This is a genomic window from Mycobacterium sp. ELW1, from assembly GCF_008329905.1.
Classification (GTDB): Bacteria; Actinomycetota; Actinomycetes; order Mycobacteriales; family Mycobacteriaceae; genus Mycobacterium.
In genome coordinates this window covers 5,710,492-5,736,207 of the sequence record NZ_CP032155.1, presented here as the reverse complement: position 1 = coordinate 5,736,207, position 25,716 = coordinate 5,710,492, and the positions used below count along the sequence as shown (strand labels likewise).

25 protein-coding genes and 1 pseudogene are annotated in these 25,716 nt (G+C 65.5%); 11 read left to right on the top strand and 15 right to left on the bottom strand.

Annotation, left to right across the window (positions count from 1 at the left end):
- Nucleotide 1 precedes the first annotated feature (1 nt).
- Nucleotides 2–1,462, top strand: a complete 1,461-nt coding sequence (locus tag D3H54_RS27535) for an MCE family protein (protein ID WP_149382885.1) — start codon at nt 2–4, stop codon at nt 1,460–1,462.
- A 29-nt stretch (nt 1,463–1,491) separates the two neighbouring features.
- On the opposite strand, the gene D3H54_RS27530 is transcribed toward D3H54_RS27535, so the two are convergent.
- The 5 genes from D3H54_RS27530 to D3H54_RS27510 form a co-directional block, all read right to left on the bottom strand.
- Complete coding sequence (locus tag D3H54_RS27530; RefSeq protein ID WP_149382884.1) at nt 1,492–1,962, bottom strand: lipoprotein LpqH; 471 nt, start codon at nt 1,960–1,962, stop codon at nt 1,492–1,494.
- Nucleotides 1,959–2,585: a cysteine hydrolase family protein gene (locus D3H54_RS27525; protein WP_149382883.1), complete on the bottom strand. Its 627-nt coding sequence runs from the start codon at nt 2,583–2,585 to the stop codon at nt 1,959–1,961. The genes D3H54_RS27530 and D3H54_RS27525 overlap by 4 nt, the downstream gene beginning before the upstream one ends.
- Before the next feature lie 90 nt (nt 2,586–2,675).
- Nucleotides 2,676–3,788, bottom strand: coding sequence for a cytochrome P450 (locus D3H54_RS27520; RefSeq protein WP_286199332.1), 1,113 nt, complete (start codon nt 3,786–3,788; stop codon nt 2,676–2,678).
- 59 nt (nt 3,789–3,847) lie between these two features.
- Nucleotides 3,848–4,645 carry an SDR family oxidoreductase gene (locus D3H54_RS27515; RefSeq protein ID WP_149382881.1) on the bottom strand — a complete coding sequence of 266 codons (798 nt, stop codon included), beginning with the start codon at nt 4,643–4,645 and terminating at the stop codon, nt 3,848–3,850.
- A gap of 13 nt (nt 4,646–4,658) precedes the next feature.
- Nucleotides 4,659–5,489, bottom strand: coding sequence for a mycofactocin-coupled SDR family oxidoreductase (locus D3H54_RS27510; RefSeq protein ID WP_149382880.1), 831 nt, complete (start codon nt 5,487–5,489; stop codon nt 4,659–4,661).
- Between the two features lie 160 nt (nt 5,490–5,649).
- On the opposite strand from D3H54_RS27510, the gene D3H54_RS27505 reads away from it, so the two are divergent.
- Nucleotides 5,650–6,477 carry an enoyl-CoA hydratase/isomerase family protein gene (locus tag D3H54_RS27505; protein WP_149382879.1) on the top strand — a complete coding sequence of 276 codons (828 nt, stop codon included), beginning with the start codon at nt 5,650–5,652 and terminating at the stop codon, nt 6,475–6,477.
- Between the two features lie 57 nt (nt 6,478–6,534).
- On the opposite strand, the gene D3H54_RS27500 is transcribed toward D3H54_RS27505, so the two are convergent.
- From D3H54_RS27500 to D3H54_RS27485, 4 genes are read right to left on the bottom strand one after another with little or no spacing between them, the layout of a single operon-like run.
- A complete protein-coding gene (locus D3H54_RS27500) occupies nt 6,535–7,314 on the bottom strand; it encodes an SDR family oxidoreductase (RefSeq protein WP_149382878.1) in 780 nt (259 codons plus the stop codon).
- A 13-nt stretch (nt 7,315–7,327) separates the two neighbouring features.
- On the bottom strand, nt 7,328–8,419 hold the full coding sequence (locus D3H54_RS27495) for an acyl-CoA dehydrogenase family protein (RefSeq protein ID WP_149382877.1): 1,092 nt from the start codon (nt 8,417–8,419) through the stop codon (nt 7,328–7,330).
- Nucleotides 8,416–9,564, bottom strand: a complete 1,149-nt coding sequence (locus tag D3H54_RS27490; protein ID WP_149382876.1) for an acyl-CoA dehydrogenase family protein — start codon at nt 9,562–9,564, stop codon at nt 8,416–8,418. The genes D3H54_RS27495 and D3H54_RS27490 overlap by 4 nt, the downstream gene beginning before the upstream one ends.
- Complete coding sequence (locus tag D3H54_RS27485) at nt 9,561–10,439, bottom strand: SDR family oxidoreductase (RefSeq protein ID WP_168214985.1); 879 nt, start codon at nt 10,437–10,439, stop codon at nt 9,561–9,563. The genes D3H54_RS27490 and D3H54_RS27485 overlap by 4 nt, the downstream gene beginning before the upstream one ends.
- 104 nt (nt 10,440–10,543) lie before the next feature.
- Here D3H54_RS27485 and D3H54_RS27480 point away from each other — a divergent pair, with 104 nt between their 5' ends.
- The 4 genes from D3H54_RS27480 to D3H54_RS27465 are packed head-to-tail and all read left to right on the top strand — an operon-like array spanning nt 10,544 to nt 14,054.
- Nucleotides 10,544–11,761: a Zn-ribbon domain-containing OB-fold protein gene (locus tag D3H54_RS27480; RefSeq protein WP_149382874.1), complete on the top strand. Its 1,218-nt coding sequence runs from the start codon at nt 10,544–10,546 to the stop codon at nt 11,759–11,761.
- A complete protein-coding gene (locus D3H54_RS27475; RefSeq protein ID WP_149382873.1) occupies nt 11,758–12,918 on the top strand; it encodes a thiolase C-terminal domain-containing protein in 1,161 nt (386 codons plus the stop codon). Before D3H54_RS27480 ends, D3H54_RS27475 begins: the two co-directional genes overlap by 4 nt.
- Nucleotides 12,919–12,929: 11 nt before the next feature.
- Entirely contained in the window at nt 12,930–13,769 is an 840-nt protein-coding gene (locus D3H54_RS27470) for an enoyl-CoA hydratase/isomerase family protein (protein ID WP_149382872.1), read from the top strand.
- 54 nt (nt 13,770–13,823) lie between these two features.
- Nucleotides 13,824–14,054, top strand: a complete 231-nt coding sequence (locus D3H54_RS27465) for a fibronectin-binding protein (protein WP_286199024.1) — start codon at nt 13,824–13,826, stop codon at nt 14,052–14,054.
- A 17-nt stretch (nt 14,055–14,071) separates the two neighbouring features.
- Here D3H54_RS27465 and D3H54_RS27460 read toward each other — a convergent pair whose 3' ends face one another.
- The 5 genes from D3H54_RS27460 to D3H54_RS27440 all read right to left on the bottom strand — a co-directional run bounded on the left by D3H54_RS27460 (nt 14,072) and on the right by D3H54_RS27440 (nt 19,138).
- Entirely contained in the window at nt 14,072–14,896 is an 825-nt protein-coding gene (locus D3H54_RS27460; RefSeq protein ID WP_149382871.1) for a PaaI family thioesterase, read from the bottom strand.
- On the bottom strand, nt 14,893–15,633 hold the full coding sequence (locus D3H54_RS27455; protein ID WP_149382870.1) for a FadR/GntR family transcriptional regulator: 741 nt from the start codon (nt 15,631–15,633) through the stop codon (nt 14,893–14,895). The genes D3H54_RS27460 and D3H54_RS27455 overlap by 4 nt, the downstream gene beginning before the upstream one ends.
- A gap of 110 nt (nt 15,634–15,743) precedes the next feature.
- Nucleotides 15,744–16,886: an acyl-CoA dehydrogenase family protein gene (locus D3H54_RS27450; RefSeq protein WP_149382869.1), complete on the bottom strand. Its 1,143-nt coding sequence runs from the start codon at nt 16,884–16,886 to the stop codon at nt 15,744–15,746.
- 15 nt (nt 16,887–16,901) lie between these two features.
- The gene (locus D3H54_RS27445; protein WP_432246431.1) at nt 16,902–17,933 is read right to left on the bottom strand and encodes an acyl-CoA dehydrogenase family protein; all 1,032 of its coding nucleotides are present in this window, start codon (nt 17,931–17,933) and stop codon (nt 16,902–16,904) included.
- Nucleotides 17,930–19,138, bottom strand: coding sequence for an acyl-CoA dehydrogenase family protein (locus D3H54_RS27440; protein ID WP_168214984.1), 1,209 nt, complete (start codon nt 19,136–19,138; stop codon nt 17,930–17,932). The genes D3H54_RS27445 and D3H54_RS27440 overlap by 4 nt, the downstream gene beginning before the upstream one ends.
- A gap of 117 nt (nt 19,139–19,255) precedes the next feature.
- On the opposite strand from D3H54_RS27440, the gene D3H54_RS27435 reads away from it, so the two are divergent.
- The 5 genes and pseudogenes from D3H54_RS27435 to D3H54_RS27415 all read left to right on the top strand — a co-directional run bounded on the left by D3H54_RS27435 (nt 19,256) and on the right by D3H54_RS27415 (nt 24,764).
- On the top strand, nt 19,256–20,749 hold the full coding sequence (locus D3H54_RS27435; protein ID WP_149382868.1) for an aldehyde dehydrogenase family protein: 1,494 nt from the start codon (nt 19,256–19,258) through the stop codon (nt 20,747–20,749).
- The gene (locus D3H54_RS27430; RefSeq protein WP_149382867.1) at nt 20,746–21,957 is read left to right on the top strand and encodes a CaiB/BaiF CoA transferase family protein; all 1,212 of its coding nucleotides are present in this window, start codon (nt 20,746–20,748) and stop codon (nt 21,955–21,957) included. Before D3H54_RS27435 ends, D3H54_RS27430 begins: the two co-directional genes overlap by 4 nt.
- On the top strand, nt 21,957–22,901 hold the full coding sequence (locus tag D3H54_RS27425) for a VOC family protein (RefSeq protein ID WP_149382866.1): 945 nt from the start codon (nt 21,957–21,959) through the stop codon (nt 22,899–22,901). Before D3H54_RS27430 ends, D3H54_RS27425 begins: the two co-directional genes overlap by 1 nt.
- Before the next feature lie 22 nt (nt 22,902–22,923).
- A complete protein-coding gene (locus tag D3H54_RS27420) occupies nt 22,924–23,700 on the top strand; it encodes an SDR family NAD(P)-dependent oxidoreductase (RefSeq protein WP_149383779.1) in 777 nt (258 codons plus the stop codon).
- Between the two features lie 106 nt (nt 23,701–23,806).
- Nucleotides 23,807–24,764 (top strand): annotated as a pseudogene (locus tag D3H54_RS27415) (IS481 family transposase).
- 34 nt (nt 24,765–24,798) lie between these two features.
- Here the strand turns inward: D3H54_RS27415 and D3H54_RS27410 are convergent.
- Nucleotides 24,799–25,710, bottom strand: a complete 912-nt coding sequence (locus D3H54_RS27410; protein WP_149382865.1) for an SDR family NAD(P)-dependent oxidoreductase — start codon at nt 25,708–25,710, stop codon at nt 24,799–24,801.
- Nucleotides 25,711–25,716 lie beyond the last annotated feature (6 nt).

Genomic DNA, 25,716 nt, shown 5'->3' with positions numbered 1-25,716 from the left:
CATGCGCATGACTCGCTTCGTCAGGATTCAGTTGATCGTGTTCACGATCGTCTCGGTGATCGCCGCGCTCATCGTGGCGTTGTCCTACCTGCGACTGCCGGCGCTGCTTTTCGGCATCGGGCGGTACACCGTCACCGTCGAGCTTCCCGAAGCCGGTGGGCTGTACTCGAGCTCCAATGTCACCTACCGCGGATCTGAAGTCGGCAAAGTGACAGATGTGCGCTTGACTGACAAAGGCGTCGAGGCAGTTCTGTCCCTGCACTCCGATGTCTCGATCCCGTCGGATCTCGACGCGCAGGTGCACAGTCAAACGGCAGTTGGCGAGCAATACCTTGCCCTCCAGCCGCGCAACGGGACATCGGCACCGCTGAGGAATGGTGACACCATCCCGCTCAGCCGGACATCGGTCCAGCCCCCGATCAACAGCCTGCTCGACGCCGCAAACAGGGGACTGCAGGCGATTCCGCGAGACAACCTGAAAACGGTTGTCGACGAGGGCTACACAGCATTCGGCGGACTGGGGCCTGACCTCGCGCGGCTGGTCAAAGGCGCCACGCGGGTGGCCAGCGGTGCCAGGCAGCAGCAAGATGCGTTGACCACTCTGATCGACCAGTCCAAACCGCTGCTGGACTCGCAATCGCAGACCTCGGATGACGTGCAAGCGTGGGCGGCACACCTGGCCACGATCACCGACCAGCTCCAGACTCAGGACCAGGCAGTCGCCGGGGTCATCGACAAAGGCGGACCGGCGGCGGATGAGGCACGGCAACTGCTGGACCGCCTGCGGCCGACACTGCCGATCGTGCTCGCCAATCTGGTCAGCGTCGGCCAGGTCGCCTTGGCCTACCAGCCGGCCGTCGAGCAGCTCCTGGTGGTACTTCCCCAGGGGGTCAACGCATTGCAGGGCGTGTTGATCGCCAACCTCGGGACCAAGTCGCCCTACAAGGGTGCGTACCTGAGCTTCAACACGAACATCAACGTGCCGCCGGTGTGCAACACCGGCTTTCTGCCGCCTCAACAACAGCGCACGGCCAACTTCGAGGATGCGCCGCAACGCCCCCCGGGCGATATCTACTGCCGGGTTCCGCAGGACTCCATGTGGGACGTGCGCGGTGCGCGCAATTATCCGTGCATCACCGTGCCCGGTAAGCGGGCCCCCACGGCCAAAATGTGCGAGAGCGACGAGCAGTATGTGCCGCTCAATGATGGCCTCAACTGGAAGGGTGACCCCAACGCGACCCTTTCCGGCCAACCGGTTCCGCAGCTACCGCCCGGCACCCCGCCGGCACCGCAAGCGCCCCTGCAACCCGCGATTCCGCCAGTGCCCGCTGCTCAATATGAGCCTGCCACAGGCGAATACGTCGGACCAGACGGCACGGTGCACACCCAGTCGAACCTCGCGCAGGGTGCGCCGCAGGTACCCACGTGGCAGCAGATGCTGACCCCTTCGGCCGGGGGCTGATCCCCGCAACGGCCCCCGGCCGGGGGTAGTCAGCAAGACACGGTGATCGAAAAGGGTTGCATCGCAGTAGCACTCGGATTGTTGGTGCTGAAGCCCCGCGCCGTCCCGGTGATCACGTACAACGGCCCAGTCATGTGGACGTTGGCGTCACCCTGCAGGCCGGCCCGCTGACTACCGGTGAATCCGGCGACATCACGGATGTCGACCGATGCCACGGTGAGCCCGTCGGCGCTGGTGAGTGTCGACGTGGTTCCTGCGGCATCGTTGCCCGTCTTGATGATTATCGACGATGCCACGGTGGTGCACGCCACGGAATGGGTGGTTCCGGCGTCATCGCTACCCAATTTCACCTGAGCCGTGCCAGGCGGTACGGCATCGCGCGGCGGCGGTGCGGCGGCGGGACTATCATTCGAGCAGCTCGCGACTGCGGCGACGCTCAACAGGGCCGCGGCCAGACCACGGGATCGACTATGCGACGCGGTCCGCCCAATCGCGCTCATGCACCGACCCCACCTGAATCGGCCCACTCGGTGATGAGGTCGTCAACGGTGGTGAGTCGGCCCAGCACCGCGATGGTGTTGCGTAACACTTGCTCGGCATAGTCGGCCGGGGTGCCGCCCACCGCATCACGGGGTACCACGAGCTCGAACCCGGCTTGGGTGACATGCCCTGCGGTGTGGGTGATGGCGAGGTTGAGTGACACCCCGGTCAGGACGATCGTCCGGATGCCCAGACCGCGTAACACGGGCAACAATTCGGAGTCGAGGGTGGGGAACAACCCGTGGTGGCGTGGAAGGACGAGGTCGTCGGGTCCCAGCAGGGAGTCAACCACTTGGGTGGCCGTTGTGCCGGGTGCCCAGCTGGCGGTGGCCGGGGCCAGTGCCCGCCAAAGGCGGGCCGTGCCGGTTGGGGTGCCACCCAGCAGTCCCTCATAGGTGGCATGAATTACGCGTATTCCGTTGTTGCGCGCCGCGTTCAGCAGGCGGCCTAGGTTCGCAACCAGATCACCGGCGTCGGCAGCCAGTGCAGGTAACACCGATTCCGCACCGAGAACGCCGTTTTGGCATTCCACGCAGACGACGGCGATGCTGGCGGCTTCGGCGGTGAGCGGTGAGGAAGACATCACGACTCACCGTAACCCATTGCCGACACCACTCGTGAGAGACACCGGCAGATCCCTTCGTAGCGTGTGTGAGTGATTCACGGGAGATCGCTACCCGAATTTCAGAGGTAGGCGTTGCAGCGCGAAAGTCTGTGCGGGGAAAGCGATGTGCGGCTCATAGCCGGGTTCCACGGCGAACTCGGGAATGCGCTTGAGCCACGCGTCGAGCACGAGCGTGAGCTCCATGCGGGCCAGGTGTGACCCTAGGCAGCGGTGCGGACCGCCGCCGAAGCCCCAGTGCCGGTGCACCTTTCCGTCCATCACGACGTCGTTGATGGAGATCTCGTCGCTGTCGTCACGATTGACCGCGGCGACGCACAGTCGCACCCGGGTGTCGGCGGGCAGGGTGACGTCGCCGATGGTGACCTCTGCGGTGGTCACCCGGGGCAGCATCGGTGCGGGTGGCTCCAACCGGATGATCTCCTCGACGAAGACGCTCATCTGGTCCGGATGCTCGCGCAGCGTAGCGCGCAGGCCCGGCTTCTGGGCGAGCTCGAGAAGGGCGGAACTCATCGCCGCCGTCACGGTGTCCAGGCCGGCGAGCACGAAGAGGAAGCTGAGCCCCATCACCTCGGCGTCGTCGAGGGCGTCATCGCCACTGAGTACCTGCGAAAGGACGTCAGGGCCGGGTTGGGCCCTTCGTTCGTTGACGGCTTCGGTGAGGTAGGCGAGCAATTCCATTGCGGGCGTGAGGTCGACGCCGTCGAGGGACGGCGACTCCGCCAGCGCGATGACTGAATCCTTCCACGCGACGAGCTTGTCGCGATCCTCCAGTGGCAACCCGAACAACGTCAAAAAGACCTGTGACGGGTAGGGGATGGCGAGGTCGGCCACGACTTCGCATTCGCCCTTCTTGGCGATCTCGTCGACGATATCGAGCGCCTGCATCTGCAGCGACGGCAACATCTCCGCCAGGGTGTGTGGGCTGAAGAAGGGCTGCAAGATCTTTCGGAACCGCGTGTGTTCGGGTGGATCGAACGAGATGGGTACCAGGGGAATGGGGCTGCCCAGCACATCGAAAGCCTTCTTCGACGAGAACAACTCCGGATTGCGCAGCGCGGCGAGCACGTCCTCACGATGGGACAGGTAGTACCAACCGTCGATGCTCACTACCCGCCCAGCGTCGCGCACGGTCTTCCATCCGACACCGCGGTCAGCTGCCATCGGCAGGCTGGCAAAGGAGAGTTCCGGTGCGCCAAGGATATCCACGAATGCTCCTAGGGTTAGAACGCCGACCGGTGTAGTCCACCATCGACTTCGATCCAGCTTCCGGTCACATATCCCGCTGGGTCTGAGCTCAGGTAGGCGATCAGCGAGGCGATCTCGGCTGGTTTGCCCATGCGTGCTGCGGGCACGTGCGCCTTGGTCAGCATGAAGTCGCGCCGCTGCGCCTCGGTGCTTGCGCCGAGATGTTGGTCCAGATATGCCAGTGCGTTCTCGGTCTCGATCCAGCCGGGCGCGACGGTGTTGACCGTGACTCCGTACTGGGCGTACTCGTCGGCAACGGTTTTGAGCAGTCCGACTGTCGAGGGCCGGCTGGTGTTGGCCACCGCGTGATGGATGTTGCCGGCCGGCTCCTTGGCTGTGGCCGATCCGATGTGCACGAAACGGCCCCAACCGGCTTGTTTCATCGCAGGCAGTACGGCCTGGAGCAGGAAAATCTGGCTCATCGTGTGCATTTCGAAGGATTCGCGGTAGACGTTCACGTCACTGATGTCCGCGAAGTCCCCCGGCCGCTGGTACTTGGCCTGCCCGACCACGATCAGCGGCGCACCGTGCACCGCGGTCACCTCACGCACGGCATCGTCGAGTTGCTCGGCGTTGCTGACATCAGCGGTGACGCCAAGCGCGGCACCGCCTTCGGCGCGGATCTGCTCGACTGCGGCATCAACGTCTGACTTGGTGCGGGCGAGCACCGCCACCTTGGCGCCCTCTGCGGCAAGCAATTTGGCGACTTCGAAGCCGATCCCCTTGCTTCCGCCGACGATCAGCGCCGATCGTCCCTCGATTCCGTAGTGCATCGCGGCGTGCCGGCTAGCCTCGCCGGACGTCCATGCCGGCGTCCACCTTCAGCAGGCTTCCCGTGAACGAGCGACCCGCGTCGCTGATCAGGAACAAGATCGCGTTGCTGACGTCGCGCGGCTCGACCAAGGGTAGGTCCGGCAACGCGGTCTGCACGGCGTTGACCATCCGCGGGTTCTCTTCGATCACCTTGAACAGCGCGGGGTTCTCGGTGATCATCGGCGTTGCACAGTTGGTGGGCGCGACGGCGTTGACGCGGATGCGGTCCGACGCGAGCATGGCCGCGTACGCCCGTACGAGGCCGACGACGGCGACCTTGGACATCAGGTACGAGTCGCTGCCGCCGCGGCCATCGGTCAGGTCCAGGAGTGCGATCATCGAGCTCGTGGCGACGAGATTGCCGCCCTCGCCACGCTCCTTCATGTGGGGAATCGCGACCTGGAAGGCGTTCCAGACCCCGACGAGCATGATGTCCAGGCCCAACCGAAGCGCTTCTGAGGCGTCCCGTTCGTCAGCGTTGGTCAAGACGACACCGGCATTGGCGAGCACAGTGTCGATGTGGCCGAAACGCTCGACGCCGGCGTCGAAGACTTTCTGGAGAGCCGCAAGGTCGCGCACGTCGGCCTTCTCGAAAAGCATTTCCTGACCGGTCTTTTCGACCAGGCGTGCAGTCTCCTCGAGATCCTCGTAGCTGCCCAGCTTGTAGGGCACGACGTCGAGGTCTTCACAGATGTCGACACCCACGATGTTCGCGCCCTGCTCCGCGCACACGACCGCGTGAGAACGGCCCTGGCCGCGCGCAGCGCCTGTAATGAAGACGACCCGGCCGTCGAGTGAACCCATTCGTGTGCCTCCAAAGTTCGCTAGTGATCGCGCCGAAGCTGAGTGGACACCGTGCAGTGACGTGCGCCACGTTGGGAATGCTACGCCGGAAAGTTGGAATCATACAACTATTTGGCTAATTTGAGGGACGAAGACAGTCGTCGCTAGGAAGGGATCCCATATGTCCGTAAGCCCCACCGGCGGTCCGCGCCCACCCGACGGCGATTGGCTTGGCACACCTTTTCTGACATTTGAACGACAAGGTGCGTTCGCGATCTGCACCCTGGACCGCCCGGAGGCGCGCAACGCGATGACGCCGGCTATGTATTTCGGCATCCGCTACGCGATCAGCCGGGTCAACGCCGATCCCGACCTCGCCGGATTGTTGATCACGGGTACCGGCGACGTGTTTGCCCCCGGCGGTGACCTGGGCCAGGCCGCCGAGGACAACTGGATGGACTTCGCCTCCACCATGGGCATGGACGTGACGCCCTTCGATGTTCTGCGGCAGTCGCCGAAACCGGTGGTGTCGGCGGTCAACGGACTCTGCCAAGGCGGCGGCCTTCAGATCGCGATGTGCAGCGACCTCGCCGTTGTCAGCGACCGGGCCACGTTCCGGGTGCCCGAACTGTTCCGCGGCATCGCCGACACCTATTACAGCCAGGTACTAGCGCGGATGATCGGGCCCGTCCGCACCAAGGATCTGATGTTCACCGGTCGCACCTTGACCGCGGAGGAGGCCGTCGAATGGGGCATGGTGGCCAGAGTGGTGCCCCACGACGACCTACTCGACGTCTCGAAAGAGCTGCTGGCGCAGTGCTGTCGCACCGCCCCGGGGGCGCGCGGCGTGATCAAATCGAGCCTCGACGGCTACCTCGGCCTGTTCGATCGGATCGGCATGCAGACCAGCCTGTTCGGGCCGGAGGCGCGGGAGGGTTTCCGTGCGTTCAAGCAGAAGAATTCACCGACGTGGGTACACCCGGCGCTCCAGGTGGACGGCCGCCTGTAGCCGGTGAAAGACGTCTGGCCGGCCACAGCGTGGCCGGCCAGACGTCGGATGTCGGGACTACTTCGGAGTGAAGCGCTGTGCGCCGTCGAGGCGCATGACCTCGCCGTTGACGTAGCCGTTGCTGATCAGGAACGCCGCCGCGTCCGCATATTCGTCCGGAGCGCCCAGCCGCTTCGGGAATGGGATGTTGGCGGCGAACTTGGCGATCGCCTCTTCGCCAACCGACTCCATGATCGGCGTCTTCATCGTGCCCGGCGCGATGGTGTTGACTCGGATGCCCACCGAGCTGAGGTCGCGTGCGGCTGCGATGGTCAACCCGATGACACCGGCCTTTGCAGCGGCATAGGCGGTTTGGCCGATCTGCCCTTCGTACCCTGCGACGGAAGCCGTCATCACGATGGCCCCCCGCTCGCCGTCGGCGCGCGGCTCAGCAGTGGCAACCGCGGCCGCCACCAGCCGGGTCAGATTGTAGGTGCCGTTGAGGTACAGCTCGATGGTCTTGGTGAAGCCGGCCATGTCGGCGGGGCTGCCATCACGTTGCACGATCCGTTGGGCCACACCGAAACCGCCGTGTGCGACGACCGCATAGCGCAGCTGACCCAGCTCGTTGGCCTGTTCGATCGCGCCGAGAATGCTTTCATCGCTCGTGACGTCGGTGCTCACGAACCGGGCGCGGCTGCCCAACTCGTCGGCCAGGGCCTTGCCCTTGTCCTCGGCGAGGTCGGCGATCACCACGCCAAGGCCGTCGGCGTGGAGCCGACGCACGGTCGCCTCACCGAGCCCCCCCGCGCCACCGCTGACAATCGCGGACGCGCCTTCGAATTTTTCTACCGTCACCGGTTCTCCTTTGTTAATTGGTGTTGTCGAGTTGGGGCAGATCGCCCGTTACCAGGTCCCACGGATCGTCGGCAGCCAGCGCCAACCTTCCGAGCCGACGAGCAAAGTCATTGGTGGTGCCGAAATCGGTACGCCAGCTCTGGGCACGCAGCGTGAACAACCAGAGCGGGTGCTCACTGGTGACGCCGATCGCTCCGTGCAGCTGGTGTGCGGTGGTGGTGACGGGTCCGACTGCGCGGCCGACCGCGACCTTGGCAATCGTCACGGCGTAGTCGGTAGGTGCGGCGGCAAATCCGTACTCGGTAGCGGCGGCGACGGCGAGTTCGACTGCAGCGCGGGCTCTTTCGATATCGCCCGCAAGGGCGGCCAATGACTGCTGTACGGACTGGAAAGCGCTGAGTGGACGACCGAACTGCTCGCGTTGACGAGTATGTTCCACTGCCAGGGCCGCCGCAGCGTCGAGCGCACCGATGATCTGCACGCACCGCGCCCATGCGCCGCGCAGGACCAGCTCGACACCAAGGGCCGGGTCGAGCACCTCGAACTGGTCGGCGGCCACGTTGAATTCGACTGAATCACGCGGCTCTCCGGCGAGGTTGTGGTGTTCGCGCACCGTGCTGTCGGCCGCCTTGAGCACACCGACTCGAAGCGCATCGCGGCCGCGGGCGGCGAGCAGGATCGCGCCGGCCCGCGCCCACGGCACCTCAACCGCGGTGCCACTCATCCGTCCGCCTTGGGGCTCTGCGTCCACGATGGCCACTGTGAGCGGCCCGTCGGGCAGGCCGATGTGAGCCTGTTGACCAAGCCATCCCGCCAGCGCGTCGGTCTCGGCCAAGGGGACAGCTGCGGCATGGCGAGCCAGTCCGTACAGCGCCACGGCCAGCTCCCGTGGACCGGCGCCGCTGTCAGGAGTGCTCGTCAGCCGGGCCAACCCGGTTTGCCTGAGGTTGTGCCAGAGGTCGGCGTCGAACCGGTCGGGGACGCCTCGGCGCCCCAAGGCGGCGTCGTAGGAACGTCGCCCGAGCTGATCGATCAGGTCCCGTAACTCGGTGTCGTCGTCTGTGGCGGTCTTCGACGCGAAGATGCCCCCGGCAACAGCGCTCACCGCAACCCCATTCCGCGCGCCACGACGCCGCGCAACACCTCGTTGGTTCCGCCTCGCAACGTGAACATCGGCTTGTGCAACCACGCCGTCGTCAGCATGGCGTCCAACTCCGGCGGCCGCGGTGAGCCCTCCATCAGATCGGCGACCAACTCGACCGACTCGGCTTCGAAGCGGGTGCCGAGGTCCTTGACCAGTGCGGCCAAATTCGCCGCGTCACCCCCATCGGTGAGTGCTCGGGCCACTGACAGTGACAGTTGGCGCAGCGAGATCAGTTGTGCCAGCAGATGGCCGACGTCGGCGGCGGTGCGGTCGTCGGGGGGAGACCCTGAGCCGAGCGCACGGATGGCCGCGAGTAGGAGTGGCCCGGTGGACAGGATGCGCTCGGGGCCACTGCGTTCGAAGGACAGCTCGGAGGTGACCTGATGCCAGCCGTTGCCGATCTCACCGAGTACGTCGGCGTCGGCGACGAAGGCCGAGTCCAGGACCACCTCGTTGAAGTGGTGCGCCCCCGACATCAGCAGGATGGGTTCCACGCGAACGCCTTTGGCGTCACAGGGCACCAGGAACTGGCTCAATCCCGCGTGCCGGCGCTTCGGATCCAGTGGGCTGGTGCGGGCCAACACCACGACCTGATGCGCATGGTGAGCACCGCTGGTCCACACCTTGGTGCCGGACAGTAGCCAGCCTCCGTCTGTCCGTACTGCCTTGGTGGCAACGGCCGCCAGATCGGATCCTGCACCGTGCTCGCTCATCCCGATCGACGAATAGAGCTTGCCTGCAACGATTTCGGGGAGTAGGCGCTCGCGTTGCGCTTCGGTGCCGTAGGTCAATAGACTCGGCGCGACCTGGCGGTCGGCCGTCCAGTGCGCGGCCACCGGCGCACCAGCGGCGATCAGTTCCTCGGTCACCACATAACGATGCAGATGGCTCAACTCGTGGCCGCCGTATTGCTTGGGGATCGTCAATCCGAGGAAACCCGCAGCGCCAAGGCGTGCCGAAAACCCTTCGTCCCATTGGCCGAGCCACGCGTCGACGGCTGGCGCCCAACCGAACTCGGCGCGATCGGACCGCAAGAAGTCGCGAACCCCGAGGCGCAGTTTGACCAACTCGGGGGTGTGCGCACTGAGCTCGTCGAACGAACTCATCTGGCGACTCGCGAGCCCGCAGGCAGCGGTGTCGACGGAAGATAGAAGTTGGGCGTCAGGTCCTCTTCGCGGGCGGCCAGCAGGTACTTCGAAAGGTCCTCGACACCGTCTTCGCGGAGAATTTCCTCGTCGGTGCAGAAGTGACCGCTGTACTGCGCTGCCGGTCGGCTCACGAGTGCGTGGATGGCGTCGGCCATGATCTGGGGGCTGCGAGCCTGTGCGCGCACGGCCGCTTCGCCCATCGCAGCCAGCATTCCGGTGCTGGCAACGGTGGTGGCGGGCCACAGCGAGTTCACCGCGATCGGTATCGACGCGAACTCGTCAGCCCAGCCCAAGGTGAGCAAGCTTTCGGCGTACTTGCCGACGGTGTGCCCGACGTGGGTGCCAACCCACTTGGGGTTCAGGCTGAGCGGCGGAGCGATGTTGACGATGTGCGCGTTGGCCGAACGGCGCAGGTGCGGCAGGGCGGCCTGCACTACCGCAAACGGACCCTCGACGTTGATCTCCAACAGCTTCCGAAAGCTCGTCGGCGGCAGGCTCTCGGTCGGCCGCAGATCGAGGGCACCTGCGTTGTTGATCACCACGTCGATACCGCCGAATGCCTCAGCAATCGTGTCGATGGCCGAGGCCACTGCGGCGGCATCCCGTACGTCACAGGTCAGCGGCAGCGGCTGCCCCCCGGCACGCGCTACCGCCTCCGCGGTGTCGGCGAGCGTGCCGGCGATTTTTGGATGAGGTGTCGCGGTCTTGGCCAGCAGTGCAACGGCGGCGCCGTCTTCGGCGGCCCGGATTGCGGTTGCCGCACCGATGCCGCGGCTGGCGCCGGTCACGACAACGACGCGACCGCTCAGGGTCCGCCCATTGGGACTATTCACGGCTCGGGAACCCTTCCTCCGTCGCTCGGCTGATAGCTTGAATGCTATAACTATATAGCTCATTAGTTGGGCCGGGTACACACCCATGACCAAAGCGAGGTTCTATGACTCAGGTCAGCTCGATCGGCACCTACCTGCCGCCGTGGACGCTGCGCGGAAGACGGGTCAAGGGCCCCGATGAGGATGCGTTGACCATGGCCGTCGCCGCGGGCCGGGCCGCCGACCCAAGCGCGACCGCACAGCGCGTCGTGCTGGTGTCGCGGGACTTCCCGCTGCTGGAGGGGGGCAATGGAGGGGTATTGCTCGCCGGCTTGTCGTTGTCGGCCGATGTCGCGGTCACAGAGGTTCTCGGTGGCGCACCCGCGGTGCTCGACCAGATTCTCGGCGCCGGCGAGGGAACCCTCGTGCTGGCAGCCGACGATTCGGCGACCGCGGCAGCGGCCGCGGTGCTGATCGGCCGGGAGGGCGTGCGGGTTGATCCGGTGGCCCGTCAGACTCGCAGCTTGCCCACCACCACCCGCGGTGAGGACGGCGCACGACACGAATATGGCGATTCACGGCTGCAACGCGAGATCGGCGTGAAGGCGACGGTCGAACGCCTTCGCCTGCCGAACGCGCAGCCCGTCGTCGCCGTGGTCGGAGTGAAGGCAAAGGAACTCGGCGGCGACCTCGACGCCTCGTCGGCGCTGGAGGATGCGAATGTGTCGGCGTCCGGCGTCATTCGCGCCTTGGCCGCGTTGATCGAGCGGGACGCCGCGAGCGGTCTGCTACTGGCCGTCGAGCAGTCCAGCGTGACGGCAGCCCACGTCACCCCGGCGTCGTCGGCCGTGCCGGTCAATCGCAACGAGGTACCTGCTCGCGACCTGCCCGCATTTCGCACTGCCGACGGCAACGGCATCCCGATCTCGCTGCCCGCCTATGCCCGTGCCTTCGAGCCGAAGCTGCGTTGGGAGGCGGCGGTATTCGAGCAGCATCCAGGGATAGACGCAGCGCCGCAATTCCCGCCACGGGCCAGGGTCGACGACGACGGCGCATTGGTTACCGAGTACCGGTTGGAGCCGCTCCCACGCACCGGGACGGTGTACACCCGGACGACCATTCGGATCCCGGTACCGGATCTGCCGGGCCCGTATTCGATCGCCGTGGTGCAACTCGACGGCAGTCCGGTCCGTGCGCTGATGAAGGTCACCGGCGTCCCTGCCGGCGAGGTCACGATTGGTCAGGCCGGATCGGTGGTACTGCGCAAGGTCGCCGATCGCGCCGGCATCCCCGACTACGGGTATGCATTCCAACCCACTGCAACCGAGGGAGCCCAGGCATGAGACGCGTCGCCATGGTAGGGGCCGGAATGACGCCGTTTGCCGAACATTTCGCCCTCGGCATCAAAGACCTGATCCCGATGGCCTACGCCGAGTGCGTCGGCAACGTCGACAAGGGCATCAAGAAGTCCGAGATCCAGGCAGCCTGGTTCGGTGAGCTGGCCACCACCGACGGATTCCCGTCGGGCATCCTCGCCGACACCCTCGATCTCACCGGCATTCCGGTAACCCGAGTCGAAAACGCCTGTGCCACCGGCAATGATGCCATTCGTAACGGCACCTTGGCGATCGCCTCGGGGCTGTACGACGTGGTGCTGGTGGTGGGTGCGGACAAGGTGCGCGAGACCGCGTCGAATACCACGTTCTGGGAGTGGGCGGCGATGACGCGCGACAACGCCTGGGACTACCCGCTGGGCCTGGTGGCTCCCGCCAACTTCGCGCTGCACGTCGACCGCTATCTACACGAGTCGCCTGCCACCAAGGAACACATGGCGATGGTGGCGGTGAAGAACCACTTCCATGCCGTGACCAACCCGAAAGCCCAGCTGCGCTACGAAATCACCGTCGAGCAGGCGCTGTCGGCGCCGATGGTGGTGGACCCCTTCGGTCTCTACGACTGCACCCCGCAGAGCGACGGCGCCGCTGCGGTCATCCTGGCCGCCGACGACGTCGTGGACCGGTACACCGATCGTCCGGTGTGGGTGCGCGGTGTCGGACTGGGCATGGACCGGGTGATGCACCAACACAAGACGGACATGACGACCTTCCCACCGACAGTCCGGGCGGCGAGGGCGGCGATGAGCATGGCCGGGGTGACCCCGCGCGATATCGACGTTGCCGAGGTCCATGACTGCTTCACCGGGGTGGAGTTGATCAGCTACGAGGACCTCGGATTCGCCGAGCGCTTCGAGGCGTACAAACTCGTCGAGAGCCGCGAGCACTATGTCGGTGGGTCGATGCCCGTCAATCCGAGCGGCGGTCTGAAGGGTAAGGGCCACCCGCCGGGCGCCACAGGGGTGGCGCAATGCTACGAATTGTTCAACCAACTTCGCGGAGAAGCCGAGAATCAGGTGGATGGCGCCCGAGTCGCGTTGGCCCACAACATTGGCGGACCGACCGCAGTCTCCGCTGTCACCATCCTTTCCAACGAGAAGAACTGACGGGACCTCACATGACGACTTCTGACACCCAATCCGCGCCCCCCGCTCCGCTCGCACCGGCGACGCTTGCCGGCTACGAGCAGTTCGCGCCGTGGCTACTGGTGGAGAAGCGCGGCAACGTCCACGTCGTGAGCATCAACCGTCCGGAAGCGCTCAACGCCGTCACCGAGGAGGTACACCACGCGTTCGCCACCATCTGGAAGGTGCTGGACGCCGACGACGATGTGCGTGCGGTGGTCACCACCGGAGTGGGCAAGGCCTTCTCCGCCGGCGGCGACATGGTCATGTTCGGGCGCCTCATCGAGGATGAGGTGGCGCGTACGTTTCAGATCCACGAGGCCCGCACGGTTTTCCTCGAGGTGATCAACTTTCCCAAGCCGCTGGTGTCCGCAGTCAACGGTCCAGCCGTCGGACTCGGCTGTTCGATCGCACTGCTGTCCGACCTGTTGGTGATGGGGAAGAGCAGTTACCTGGCCGACCCACACGTCGCGGTCGGACTGACCGCGGGCGATGGTGGAGCCGCCATGCTGCCACTCTTGATCGGCATGATGAAGGCGAAAGAATATGTGCTGCTCGGTGATCGGATTACCGCAGAGACCGCCGAAAAGCTGAATCTGGTCACGAAGGTCGTGGACGATGACGCGGTGCTCGACGAAGCACTGGCCTTGGGTGAGCGATTCGCCGCGCTCCCGCCGCAGGCGCTCCGGTCGTCGAAGGTCGCGCTCAACATGCACCTGGCCCGGGCCGCACAGGGTGTGCTCGAGTACGCGCTCGCCGAGGAGTTGACGTCGTTCTCGACGCCCGAGTTCAAGGAGCGGGTCGCGGCCTTCCGCGCTCGGTCCAAGAAGTAGTTGCTAGACGTGATAGCCAGGAGGATGCGGCCTGCCGTCGTTGCGGTCGGCGTAATGACAGCAGCCCTGGGCCTTTCCGCACCCGCCGGCGCCGATCCCGTTGACGATCCATGCCAACTCGCGGCCGCGTTCCTGTGCAGATTCTTCCCGATTGCGCCCGACCTCGACCATGACGTCGACCTCACCCAGCAACCGGGCGCCGCCGGCGGCGAATCAGTGCCTTCGCAGGACGGTGGCGGGGGACTGGCACCCGCTGCGGGGCCGCCGGGGGCGCCGACGAATTGACGGGTGCCGCCGACCGATCAGCGGTAGGCGGTCAGCCGCGCGGTGAGTGCGACCTTGCCGTCGTCGCCGATGGCCTCTGCCTCGCCGACCGCGCTGGCGCGCCCGATGCGCAACGGCGTTCCGACATAACGGGATTCCGTTCCGGCGAAGAACGGGCGCAGGAAATTCACGCGCAATGACGCGGTCTGAAACAGCTCGGCGGGGGCGCCCCTGTTGATCGCCGCAGACGCCGCGAGTTCCAGACCGGCGGCCGCCACCCCGCCATGCACGATGTCGATGTCGTTGTTCAGATTGGGGTCGACCCGCTGGGACAGCACCGAGTCGGATTCATCGCTCGTCACGTGCACCGACATCAGGTCGGCGAACGTGGTCGACGCCGATCGCGGAAGCGTCTCCACGCGGTGTTGCGGGACCACGTCACCGGCGATGAAGAACGACCGTACCGTTCCGCCGCCGATCACGGTGTCGCCGTAGGTCAGTGTGCAGACCGCCAGTGAAGTGGCGCCCAGCGGACCGAATGCGTGCGCGGTGGCGAGCACGGGGCCGTCGAGTTCCGGGAGTTCTCCAAGACTGAGATCCATCGACAGTTCGCTGGACACCGTCCACTCGCCGGGCCGACGGCGGTAGTGATTGACGATTCCGGCCGCCGCGTCGACGAGTATGGCCAGCGGCCCCAGCGTGGGCGCACCGGTGATCGGGTTTCGGAAGCGCTCCATTGGCATGGTCAACGCGGCGAGAGCCTCGGCCGGCTTGGACTCGACGTAGGAGATTCCGAACCGGACCTGAATCGAATCCGGCGTCTCGAGGTCGTGGGTATTGATGACCTCGTCGACCCCGGTCATTCGAGAAGGTCGACGACGGTGGACAATTCGGCGCCGGTCAGGACGAACTCCTCCGCCTTCTGCAGGTGCCGCTTCCACAGCTCGCCGGCCTTCTCCGCATCGCCCGCTTTGATCATGTCCAGCACCATCCGGTGGGTCTTGGCCGATCGCCGGACAGCCTGCTCGGCGCGGGCACCCTTGGTGGGCTGCAGCGAGCGGTTGGCCTTCTCGATGATGTGATGCAGCATGTCGCTGACGATTTGCAGGGTGCTATTGCCGGACAACCGCGCAATCGCCGCGTGGAAGTCGGTGAGTTGATCGACGGCGTCGCTACCGGGCTGCAACTGCGATTCGCGTTCGACGATTTCTTCGAGCTCGGCGAGCGCCTTGGGATTGCGGTCTTTGGCCAGTTGCTCGACCATCGGAACCTCGAGGATCACCCGTGCGTCGTAGACGTCTTTCACCCGCACTCCCTCGTACTCGAGGATGAGGCCGGCGTAGCGGGCCAGCGTCTCACGCTGGGGTCGGGTTACCCGCGCGCCACCGCGGACGCCGCGCTGGACTTGGATCAACGACTCGGATTCGAGAACCCGGAACGCTTCGCGCAGCGTCGGACGTGACACCCCGAACCGTTCCATCAGCTCGGACTCCGGGGGCAGCATCGTGCCCTCGGTGATCTCGCCACGAATGAACATCCGGCGCAGCACGGTGGCCACCCGATCGGCCATCTTCGGCTCGCGAAGACTGGTGACCTCCATTACAACCTCCACCGCTTATGCAACGCGCGAATCAAATAACTATTTTGCCAGATTAGCCGAATTCCGCCTCGGAACTGGGGATCTGCGACCGTCAGTGACCAACGTCATCCCTAGTACCCCATCGCCCGGCCCATGAGGTCCTTCATGATCTCGGTGGTGCCGGCGTAGAGCCGCTGAACCCGGGAGTCGCGCCAGAGCCGGGCCACTTCGTATTCGTTGATGTAGCCGTAGCCGCCGTACAGCTGCAGACAGCGGTCGATGATCTCCCACTGCACTTCCGAAGTCCACCACTTCAGACCAGCGGCATCCTGGTCGCTCAACGTTCCGTCGTTGACCGACAAGACGCACTGATCCAGATACGTTTGGGCGGCATCGAGTTTGGTCTGCATCTCGGCGAGGAAATGTCGATTGACCTGGAATTTTCCAATCGGCTGCCCGAAGGCCGTGCGCTCGAGCGCGTAGGCCTTCGTCAGGTCCAGCGCACGGCGGGCGGCGGGCAGTGCGTAGCAGGCCACGCCGACGCGTTCGCTGGGCAGGTTGGACACCAGATGGTAGAAACCACGGTTGAGCTCGCCGACCAGGTTTTCCTTGGGCACCTTGACGTCCTCGAAGAACAGCTCGGCGGTATCCGCGGAGTACTGGCCGATCTTGTCCAGCTTGCGACCGCGGGTGAATCCCTCCATGCCGTCCTCGATCATCAGCAGGCTGATGCCCTTGTGCCGCTCCGACGGGTCGGTTTTGACGGCGGTCAGTACGAGTTTCGACAGGAGCCCGTTGCTGATGAAGGTTTTCTGGCCATTGACGACCCAGTGGTCACCCGCGTCGCGCGCCGTTGTCTTGATGCCGCCGAGGTCGGAGCCGGCGGCGGGTTCCGACATCGCGATCGAGCCGATCAGTTCACCTCTGACGAAGCCGGGCAGCCAGCGTTCCTTCTGCTCATCGGTGGTGAGGTTCTGCAGGTAGGGCATCAGGATGTCGTTCTGCACGCCGAGGCCGATGCCGACCGAGCCGGTCAAGAACATCTCCTCGGAGATGATCTGGTTGAACCTGAAGTCTTTGACGCCGAGGCCGCCGTACTTCTCGTCGAATTCCCAGCCGATCAGGCCGTGCTCGCCGGCAGCCAGCCAGGCCTCGCGGCTGACTTTCCCGTCGCGTTCCCACTTCTCGACGTTCGGCACGCATTCGCGCTCGAAGAACTTACGTGCGGTGGCCCGGAAGTCGTCGTGTACCTCTTCGAAAATGTTGCGGCGCATGGATTCCTACCCTCGTCAGCCCAGGGCGACCAGCGCGGGAAGCGCCTCGCCAGGGGAATAGTCGGTGAAGAGGCGGTCTGCGAGCAGCGCCTCGAGTCGTTGGTAAGACCCGCACAACGCGTCGATCTGAAAGCCGCGGGTCACATAACGATGCAGGTCGTGCTCGATGGTCAGGCCGATTGCGCCACATACTTGTATGGCGGCATCGGACACGGCCCGGTGGGCTCGGCCCGCGGCAGCCTTGGCGGTGAGCGCGGTGAGTTCACCGCCGGCCGGCGGGAGCGAACCGACGCCGGAATGTGTTGTGGAAAGCCAGCATTCGTCAACCAGTGCGCGCGCGCCTTCCAGGCCCGCCGATGCGTCGGCGAGCAGGTGCCGAGGCGACTGGAACGAACCGATGGGTGAACCGAATTGCATGCGGACGCTGACCTGTTCGACCGCGATGCGCAGGGCTTGGTCGGCCAGTGCGATGAGCTCGGTTGCCAGCGCCCGGTGCGCCGCAACGACGGCGCGGTGCCACTCCGTGGCGGCGTCCACGCGCTCGACTGCCATCGACCCGCTGACCCGTGTCCAATGTGCCGACGAGTCGAAGGTGTCCAGTCGTTCACCGTCGAGCCCATCGACGTCGACGATCCCGATGGACACCGCGCCGTCGGCAGCCGGTACCGGAACGACCAGTCGACCCTTACCGGGCAGCGGTCCGAGCAGGATTCCGTTGACGCCTCGACCATCGGAACCAGGGGTGTAGCCGTCGGCGATGCCGGGCAGCACGAGGCCTTCGACAGGTCCGTCCAGCAGGGGCGCCAGCTCCGCCAGCATGACCTTGGTGAGGCAGTCGGTCTGGGCCAGCGACCGACCTTCGGCCCGAAACAGCAACTCGCAAGCTTGAATTGGATACTCCCCCTCGATGTCGGACCATCCCAGATCTTCCAGCTGAGGTCCGATTGACGTGTGCTCGTCGCGCTTCGTGGCGGCCAGGTCGTCGAACAGCCGGAAGACGGCTTCCTCGATCATCGGCCACGACTCGTCGGTCGCCTGCCCGGTCACCGCTTCTCCTTCGGGAGTCCCAGAATATGGTCGGCGATGATGCCGCGCTGGACCTCTGCGCTTCCGCCCATAATCGTCGCGGCCCGGGTGTACCACCACTTCGCGCGGGCCGCATCGAGTTCCTTGGCGTCGTGCGCTCCCACACCGCTGATCATCCATTCGCGGCGGACATCGAGGATGAAGTCGTTGATGTCCTTTTCGGCCTTGGCGAACAACAGCTTGTCGACGCTGCTCTCCGGGCCCACCGCGCGGCCCTCGGCCAGTGCGCGCACCGTTGTCGCTCCGCGGGCCTGCGCAGCCGCCACGGCGACATAGATCTGAGCGAAGCGCTCACGCTGTGCCGGTGACGCGCCGTAGGTGGCCATTGCGGCCCGTAGCCTGCCGAGTTCGGTCAAGGCGGTTGTCGTCACCGCGTAGCCGTACATGCCGCGTTCGTATTGCATGAGGTACATGACCACGGCCCAGCCGCCGTCGACGTCGCCGATCAGTCGCTCGCGAGGAACCCGGACATCGTCGAAGTACACCTCGGCAAGTTCACGCCGCCCGCTGGCCAGTGTGATCGGCCGGACTGTGACGCCGGGAGTGTCGGCGTCGACCAAGAACGTGCTTAGCCCGCGGTGCCGGCTCTCGGCTGACCCGGTGCGCGCCAACAGCAGGAACCGCGTCGCGGTCGGACCCTGGCTGGTCCAGATCTTCTGCCCGTTGAGGATGAATCCGCCTGTGCCGTCGTCGGTGGCGCGACACCGGAGGCCGGCCAGGTCGCTGCCTGACTCCGGCTCGGAGAAGCACTGCCCCCACCATTCCGTGCCTCGCAGGTAACCCGGCAGGTGCTCGGCAGCCAGGTGAGGGGCGTAGCGATGCACTGCAGGCCCGATGACTTCGAGGGTCCAGTGCTGCTCCGGAACGGGCAACATCGCGGCGGCCAACTCCTCGAAATACGCCGCGCGGTGAAGTTCGGAGCCGCCGAATCCGCCGGCCGCCTCGGGCCAGCCGTACCGATTCCATCCGGCCTCGTGCATCCTGGAAAGGATTTCGGCGTGGTAGGCGAGTTCGTCTTCGGCGTTGTCGAAGTGCGCGGAACGCCATTGCTCGGCCCAGCCCAGATCGTGGAGCCAATGCCGAAACGCGCGGCGGTACAGCGACACCTGCGCGACGAAGTCGGCTTGTCGCGGGCTAGCCACTGCGCTGTCGATTGGGGCGGACAACCGGTTCCCCCTCCACGGAAGTGTGGACTCGGTTGACTATCGAACCGAATCAGCTAAACAGTTATCTATAAGACGGTACACTAGCTGACGCCCACACCTAAGTGAGAGGGATCGCCAATGACGGCATCATCCATCGCCGCCGCCACTGTCAGCTTCAACCCAGAGACCAGGCTATTCATCGACGGGCAGTTGCGGGATTCGTCGACCGGCAAGACCGTCGACAACGTCAATCCAGCCAACGAGGAACTGCTCGGCGTCGCCACCGACGCCAGCGCCGCGGACATTGAAGAGGCCATCGCCGCCGCGCGGAGAGCGTTCGACACCACCGACTGGTCGACCAACCGCGAGTTTCGCAAGCGGTGCCTTCTCCAGCTGCACGAGGCCCTGCAGGAGGAGAAGGAAGACATCCGCGCCGAGCTGATCGCGGAGGTGGGCGCGACAGTGGGAATGACGTTCATCGCTCAGATGGAATGGCCGCTAGCCGACGCCATTCGGTACCCGGCAGAGCTGATCTCGACCTTCGGTTGGGAGCGGATGCTGGACCAGGACGCCAAGATGGGTGTGCCCTACAACCGGGTGGTGGTGAAGGAACCGATGGGCGTGGTGGGTGCCATCACGCCGTGGAACTTCCCGTTCGAGATCATCAGCAACAAAATGGGCCAGATCCTGGCTACCGGCAACACCATGGTGCTCAAGCCGGCCGTCGAAACTCCCTGGACCGCCCTGCGTTGGGGCCGGATCATCGCCGAGAAGACCGATATCCCAGCCGGCGTCGTGAACATCGTGCCGGCTTCGGACAACGACATCGCCCAGGTTCTCGCCACCGATCCGCGAATTGACATGGTGTCCTTCACCGGTTCCACGGCAGTCGGCAAGCTGATCCAGCGACTGTCCGCCGACACCATGAAGCGCAATATGCTCGAACTCGGTGGGAAGTCGGCATATCTTGTGCTCGACGACGCCGATATGGACGTCGCGTTGCCCGGATGTATTGGCGCACTGATGCATTCGGGACAAGGGTGCGCGCTGGCGACCCGAATGCTGGTGCCGCGCTCCCATTACGATCAGGCGGTCGAGGTCGCCTCGGCGACGTTCGGCGCGCTGACCGTGGGGGACCCAGCCGATCCGAATACCTTCTGCGGCCCACTTGTCTCGGCCAAGCAGCGCGACCGCGTCTTGGGCTACATCGAACGCGCCAAGGCCGATGGTGGGCGCATCACCGCGGGTGGCGGCGTGCCCGACGGCCTGGACCGTGGTTACTTCGTCGCCCCGACGGTGGTGGCCGATGTCGCGCCCGACCACACGATTTTCCAGGAGGAGGTCTTCGGTCCGGTACTGTCCATCACGCCATACGACGGCGGCGACGACGGTGCGGTCGAAATGGCGAACAACTCCACCTACGGCCTGGCCGGCGGGATCATGGGCTCCAACGAGCGGGCGATGGCCGTGGCCCGTCGCATCCGCACCGGCTCGCTGATGATCAACAGCGGAATGTACTACGGCGCCGACGCACCATTCGGTGGTTACAAGATGAGCGGCATCGGCCGCCAGAACGGCATCGAGGGCTTCGAACAGCACCTCCAGACCAAGACGATCGGATACCCCCTGTGAGCGACATCCTGAACGGCATCCGGGTAATCGAACTCGCGGCGTGGACGTTCGTGCCTGCGGCGGGTGCGGTGCTTGCCGACTGGGGCGCCGATGTCATCAAGGTGGAGCATCCCGAAACAGGTGATCCGCAGCGTGGATTGATCAGCTCCGGAATCGTCACCGGCGCAGGCGGAGTGAACCATTTCGTCGAACAGCCCAACCGGGGCAAGCGCAGCATCGGACTGGACACCTCCAGCCCCGAGGGCCTCGAGCTGCTGATGAAGTTGATCGAGACTGCCGACGTGTTCGTGACCAACCTGCTGCCCGACTCCCGCAAGCGCATGGGTATCGACGTCGACCAGGTGCGGGCTCGCAACCCCAAGATCATCTATGCCCGAGGCCACGGCTACGGCACCAAGGGGGACCTCGCGGCACAGGGCGGTTTCGACCTCGCCGCGTACTGGGCCCGCGGCGGCATCGGTGATGCCTACTCGGCAGGCGATGGCACGTATCCGCCCATTCAGCGGCCCGCGTTCGGTGACTCCTACGGCGGTCTGGCCATTGCGGGTGGCATCGCCGCGGCCCTGGTGAAACGGGAGCGCACCGGCGAACCGTCGGTTGTCGACGTCTCGCTGCTCAACGCCGCCATCTGGCAGCTTGGTCCCGACATCGTCGGGTCAGGTGTGACCGGTCAAGACATCCCGAAGTTCAACCTCGACGAGATGCCCAATCCGGTGGCCAGCATCTACAAGACCCGTGACAACCGGTTCATCGCATTCGTGCTGTTGCAAGCGGACCGGTTCTGGTCGGATTTCTGTACCCGCCTTGGCCGTCCTGACCTGATCGACGACGAGCGGTTCGCCTCTGCGCCAGTACGGTTCGCCAACCGGAACGAGTGCATCGCCCAGTTGCGGTCCGCCTTCGAGGCTGAGGACCTGGCCCACTGGGAGAAGGCCTTCGCCGGTTTCGAGGGTGTGTGGGACGTCATGCACACCGCTCACGAAGTGCACAGCGACCCGCAGGCCATCGCCAACGGCTACCTGCCGCGTGCGACCAACGCCGGCGGCACCGAGTTCGCCCTGGCTGCCAGCCCCGTGCAGTACGACGAAACGCCACTGGACCTCGAGCGGGCCCCCGAGCACGGTGAACACACCGACGCGCTGCTGGCCGAGCTCGGCTTCAGCGAGGACGAGATCATCCAGTTCAAGATCGACTCGGTCGTTCTGTAGTGGCAGCTGAGGAACTCGCGCGGCGCTTTCTGCACGTCAACCTCAACTGCGAGTCTCTGGACGCCACCGAGCGCATCTATGGTGAGGTGCTGGGCCTCAAGGCGAAGATGCGCACCGATCCGACGGTGGCCACCGACGGCTCGATTCTGGGCCTCGACGACGAAACATTCTGCGCCACTGCATTTCTCTACGATGCCCGCGGTGGTCGCGGCGGCTGCGCACTCGAGGCCATCGAGTACCACACGCCCGAGCTCAGTCGCGACCCGAGTTTCGATCCCGTACGCCCGGGCATCCGGGCGCTGCAGTTGGCGGTCGCCGACGTCGAGCACGCGGCGAGTGCGCTGCGCGCGGCGGGCCTGACGGTGGGTGATCCGGTCGACGGCTTGATCGGCGGCGGCACGTCGGTTCTCGCCATCGATCCCGACGGCGTCGTCATCGAGTTGACGGCGCTGCCCGCGGACGCCGACGCGTCCAAGGGGGCACTGTTCGAGGGCATCCGGATCGCCGCGATCGATGCCGCCGCCACCGGGGCGTTCCTCACCGCGATCGGATTCGAGGAGGTGGCCGCGCCGAAGGCGCAGTTGGTCGCAGGATCGCAGCTGAGCCCGGTCGGCTCCGGCGAAACCGGCTGTGTGGTTGCGCGTTACGCGTTGGCCGAGGACGGACACCAGTTCACACTGGTGGTGGTCGAACACCCCGACACCGTAGCCGCTCCGGTGCCGTGGGGCGGCAACCGGCAGGGCCTCTACCGGTGCGCGTTGCGGGTGGAGGACGTGCACGACGCGCTGAGGCATGTGCCGAATTCTGTTGAGCAGATCGGGGATCCCGTGTGGTGTCCGCTGCCCGGCACCAAGATCGACGGCCTGTACATCGCCTTTTTGCGCTCACCCGAGGGTGTGGTGTTCGAATACGTCGAGCGTCCATTGAGCTTCTTCACTCGATGAGAGGGTGACTGTGGATCTTCAGATGGCGGGCAAGGCTTACATCGTCGTCGGCGGAACGGCCGGCATGGGGTTGGCGGCTGCGACGGCGGTGGCCGGCGAGGGAGGCTCGGTCGTGGTCGTCGGCCGCGATGAGGCCCGAGCCAAGGACGCGACCGAACAACTCGTCGAGACGGGCGATGGCTCGGCCTACGGACTAGTCTACGACGTGAGTCAGCCGGGTCAGGCTGTCTCGGCCGTCGACGAAGCGGTCAAGCTCCTCGGCAGACTCGATGGCATCGCGATCACCATGGGCACTGCGGGAATGATGCCGATCGACTCCAACGACGAGGCGTGGGACGCAGCGTTTCACGACGTCCTACTGGCGACGACCCGTAGCGTGCAGGCGGCGCTCCCGCACCTGGCGGTGAACGGCGGCGCCATCGTGACCACCTCGGCGTACTCGTCACGCGCGCCGCATGAACCACGGCTGCCCTATGCCAGCCTGAAGGCGGCGGTGGCCACGTTCACCCGTGGCATCGCGCGGACCCACGGCCACTCCGGCATCCGCGCGAACAGTATCGCGCCGGGTGCGGTGGAAACCGATGCACTGCATGCCATTCGCGGATATATCGCGGAGAGCAAGGGTTACCCCTACGAGGAGGCCTTGGAGCGCGCGCTGGTGGAGGACTTCGGTTTCGACGCCGCGCTCGCCCGGCCCGGGCAGCCTGAGGAGATGGGTGCGCTGATCGCCTTCCTGCTCTCTGACATCGCCGCCTTCGTCACCGGGCAGACCATCTTCGCCGATGGGGGAGCGCCCTAGCTGTACTCAGCCATGACGTTGGTAGCGGGCGTGTTGGCTTGATGTGAAGAGAACCTCCGGGTGAGGTGTGGCTTGTCGAAGGCCCGTCACCAACCCGGAGGTTCTCGTGTCCCACCGTAATGCCCGCACGACGCTGCGTGGTCGATTGCTGATCGTGCAGCGCCACCAGCAGGGCTCGAAACAAGCCCATATCGCCGCGGCGATGGGTGTATCCCGCAAATGCGTTCACACCTGGATCAGCCGCTATGCGGCCGAAGGTGAGGCCGGATTGCACGATCGGTCCTCACGGCCGCGCCGCAGTCCCACGAAAACGTCGGCACGTGTAGAGCGCCAGGTCATCGCTGCGCGTCGCCGGCACCGTCGAGGCCAGGACTGGTTGGGCCCTGAGCTCGGGATCCCAGCGCGGACCGTCGGACGGATTCTGCGCCGCCGCGGTGCCCTATCTGCGGGACTGCGATCCCATGACCGGTGCGGTGATCAAAGCCTCGAAAGCCACCGCGGTCCGCTACGAGCGTGATCGTCCTGGCGAATTGGTGCATGTCGATGTCAAAAAGCTCGGACGCATCCCTGACGGTGGCGGCTGGCGGGCTCACGGCCGCAGCGAGCAGGTCCGCGGCCGTGGTATCGGGTATGACTACGTGCACTCAATGGTCGATGACCACAGTCGGCTGGCCTACTCCGAGATCCATGCCGATGAGAAAGGACCGACATGCGCGGGGTTCATCGCCCGCGCAGCTAATTACTTTCACTGGCAGGGCATTTCGCACATCGAACGTGTCATCACCGACAATCACTGGAGCTACCGGCACTCAGCACACGTGGCCGCCGTTATCGACCAACTGCACGCTAAACACCTCTTCATCAAACCGCACTGCCCGTGGCAGAACGGCAAGGTGGAGCGCTATAACCGCACCCTGCAAAGCGAATGGTCCTATCGCCGGGTGTTCGCTTCCAACTCCGACCGCGCCCAAGCCCTTGCGCCCTGGGTCGAGTTCTACAACCCTCAACGCCGCCACAGCGCACTCGCAGGGCTATCGCCCATCAGCCGACTGCAACCAACCTGATGGCTGAGTACACCTAGCGCAAGCGTCAGGCTTTCTAATCCGCGGGAAGCGGGCCGGCCAGCCCCCGCGGCGAGGTCCTGTATAGCCAGCTGACTGCCTGGCCGATCTCCGAAAACGTCAGAGAAACGCCGTCTTTGGCATGATAGGCGCCCGCGGCTTCGGTGAAGCCTTCGATGCGGGTGAGCTTGTCGCCGTTGACGCGGAGGATTTGCCCGGTCAGCCAGGCCGACTGCGGGGACTGCAACCAGGCGACGACCGCGGAGCTGCGGGCGGGGTCCAGCGCGGGATCGTCGGCACGAGCTCCGAACACCTCGGCGGTCATGCGCGATGCGGCCAGCGGCGAGATCGCATTGACCGCAACGCCGTACCGCTGCGCCTCCATCGCGGTGACGATCGTCAGGTTGGCGATGGCCGCCTTGGCGGCGCCGTAGGCACTTTGCCCGACGTTGCCCCACAGCCCGGCACCGGACACTGTGTTCACGACGTGCGCGTCGATAGGGCTGCCGGCCTTGAACTGTGCGCGCCAGTACTCGCAGGCATGCCGGGTGACGGCGAAAGTGCCCTTGAGGTGGACGGAGATGACGGCATCCCAGTCGGCTTCGGTGGTGGCCGCCACCATGGAGTCACGCAGGATGCCCGCGTTGTTCACCACGCCGGTCAGCGAGCCGAACGTGTCGACCGCAGTGGCGATCATGTCAGCGACGTCGTCCCACGCCGACACCGAGCCCGTGTGTGCCACGGCTTTGCCGCCCAGCGCCTCGATCTCGGCGACGACATCGGCGGCAGGGCCGGGTCCGTCGCCGCCGGATCCGTCACGACCCACTCCTGGATCGTTGACGACGACAGCCGCTCCCTGGGCGGCCAACTGGAGGCAGTGGCTGCGGCCGATCCCTCGGCCGCCACCCGTTACCAGAACGACCTTGCCGGTCAATGGGCCCTCAGGCATTCGTCT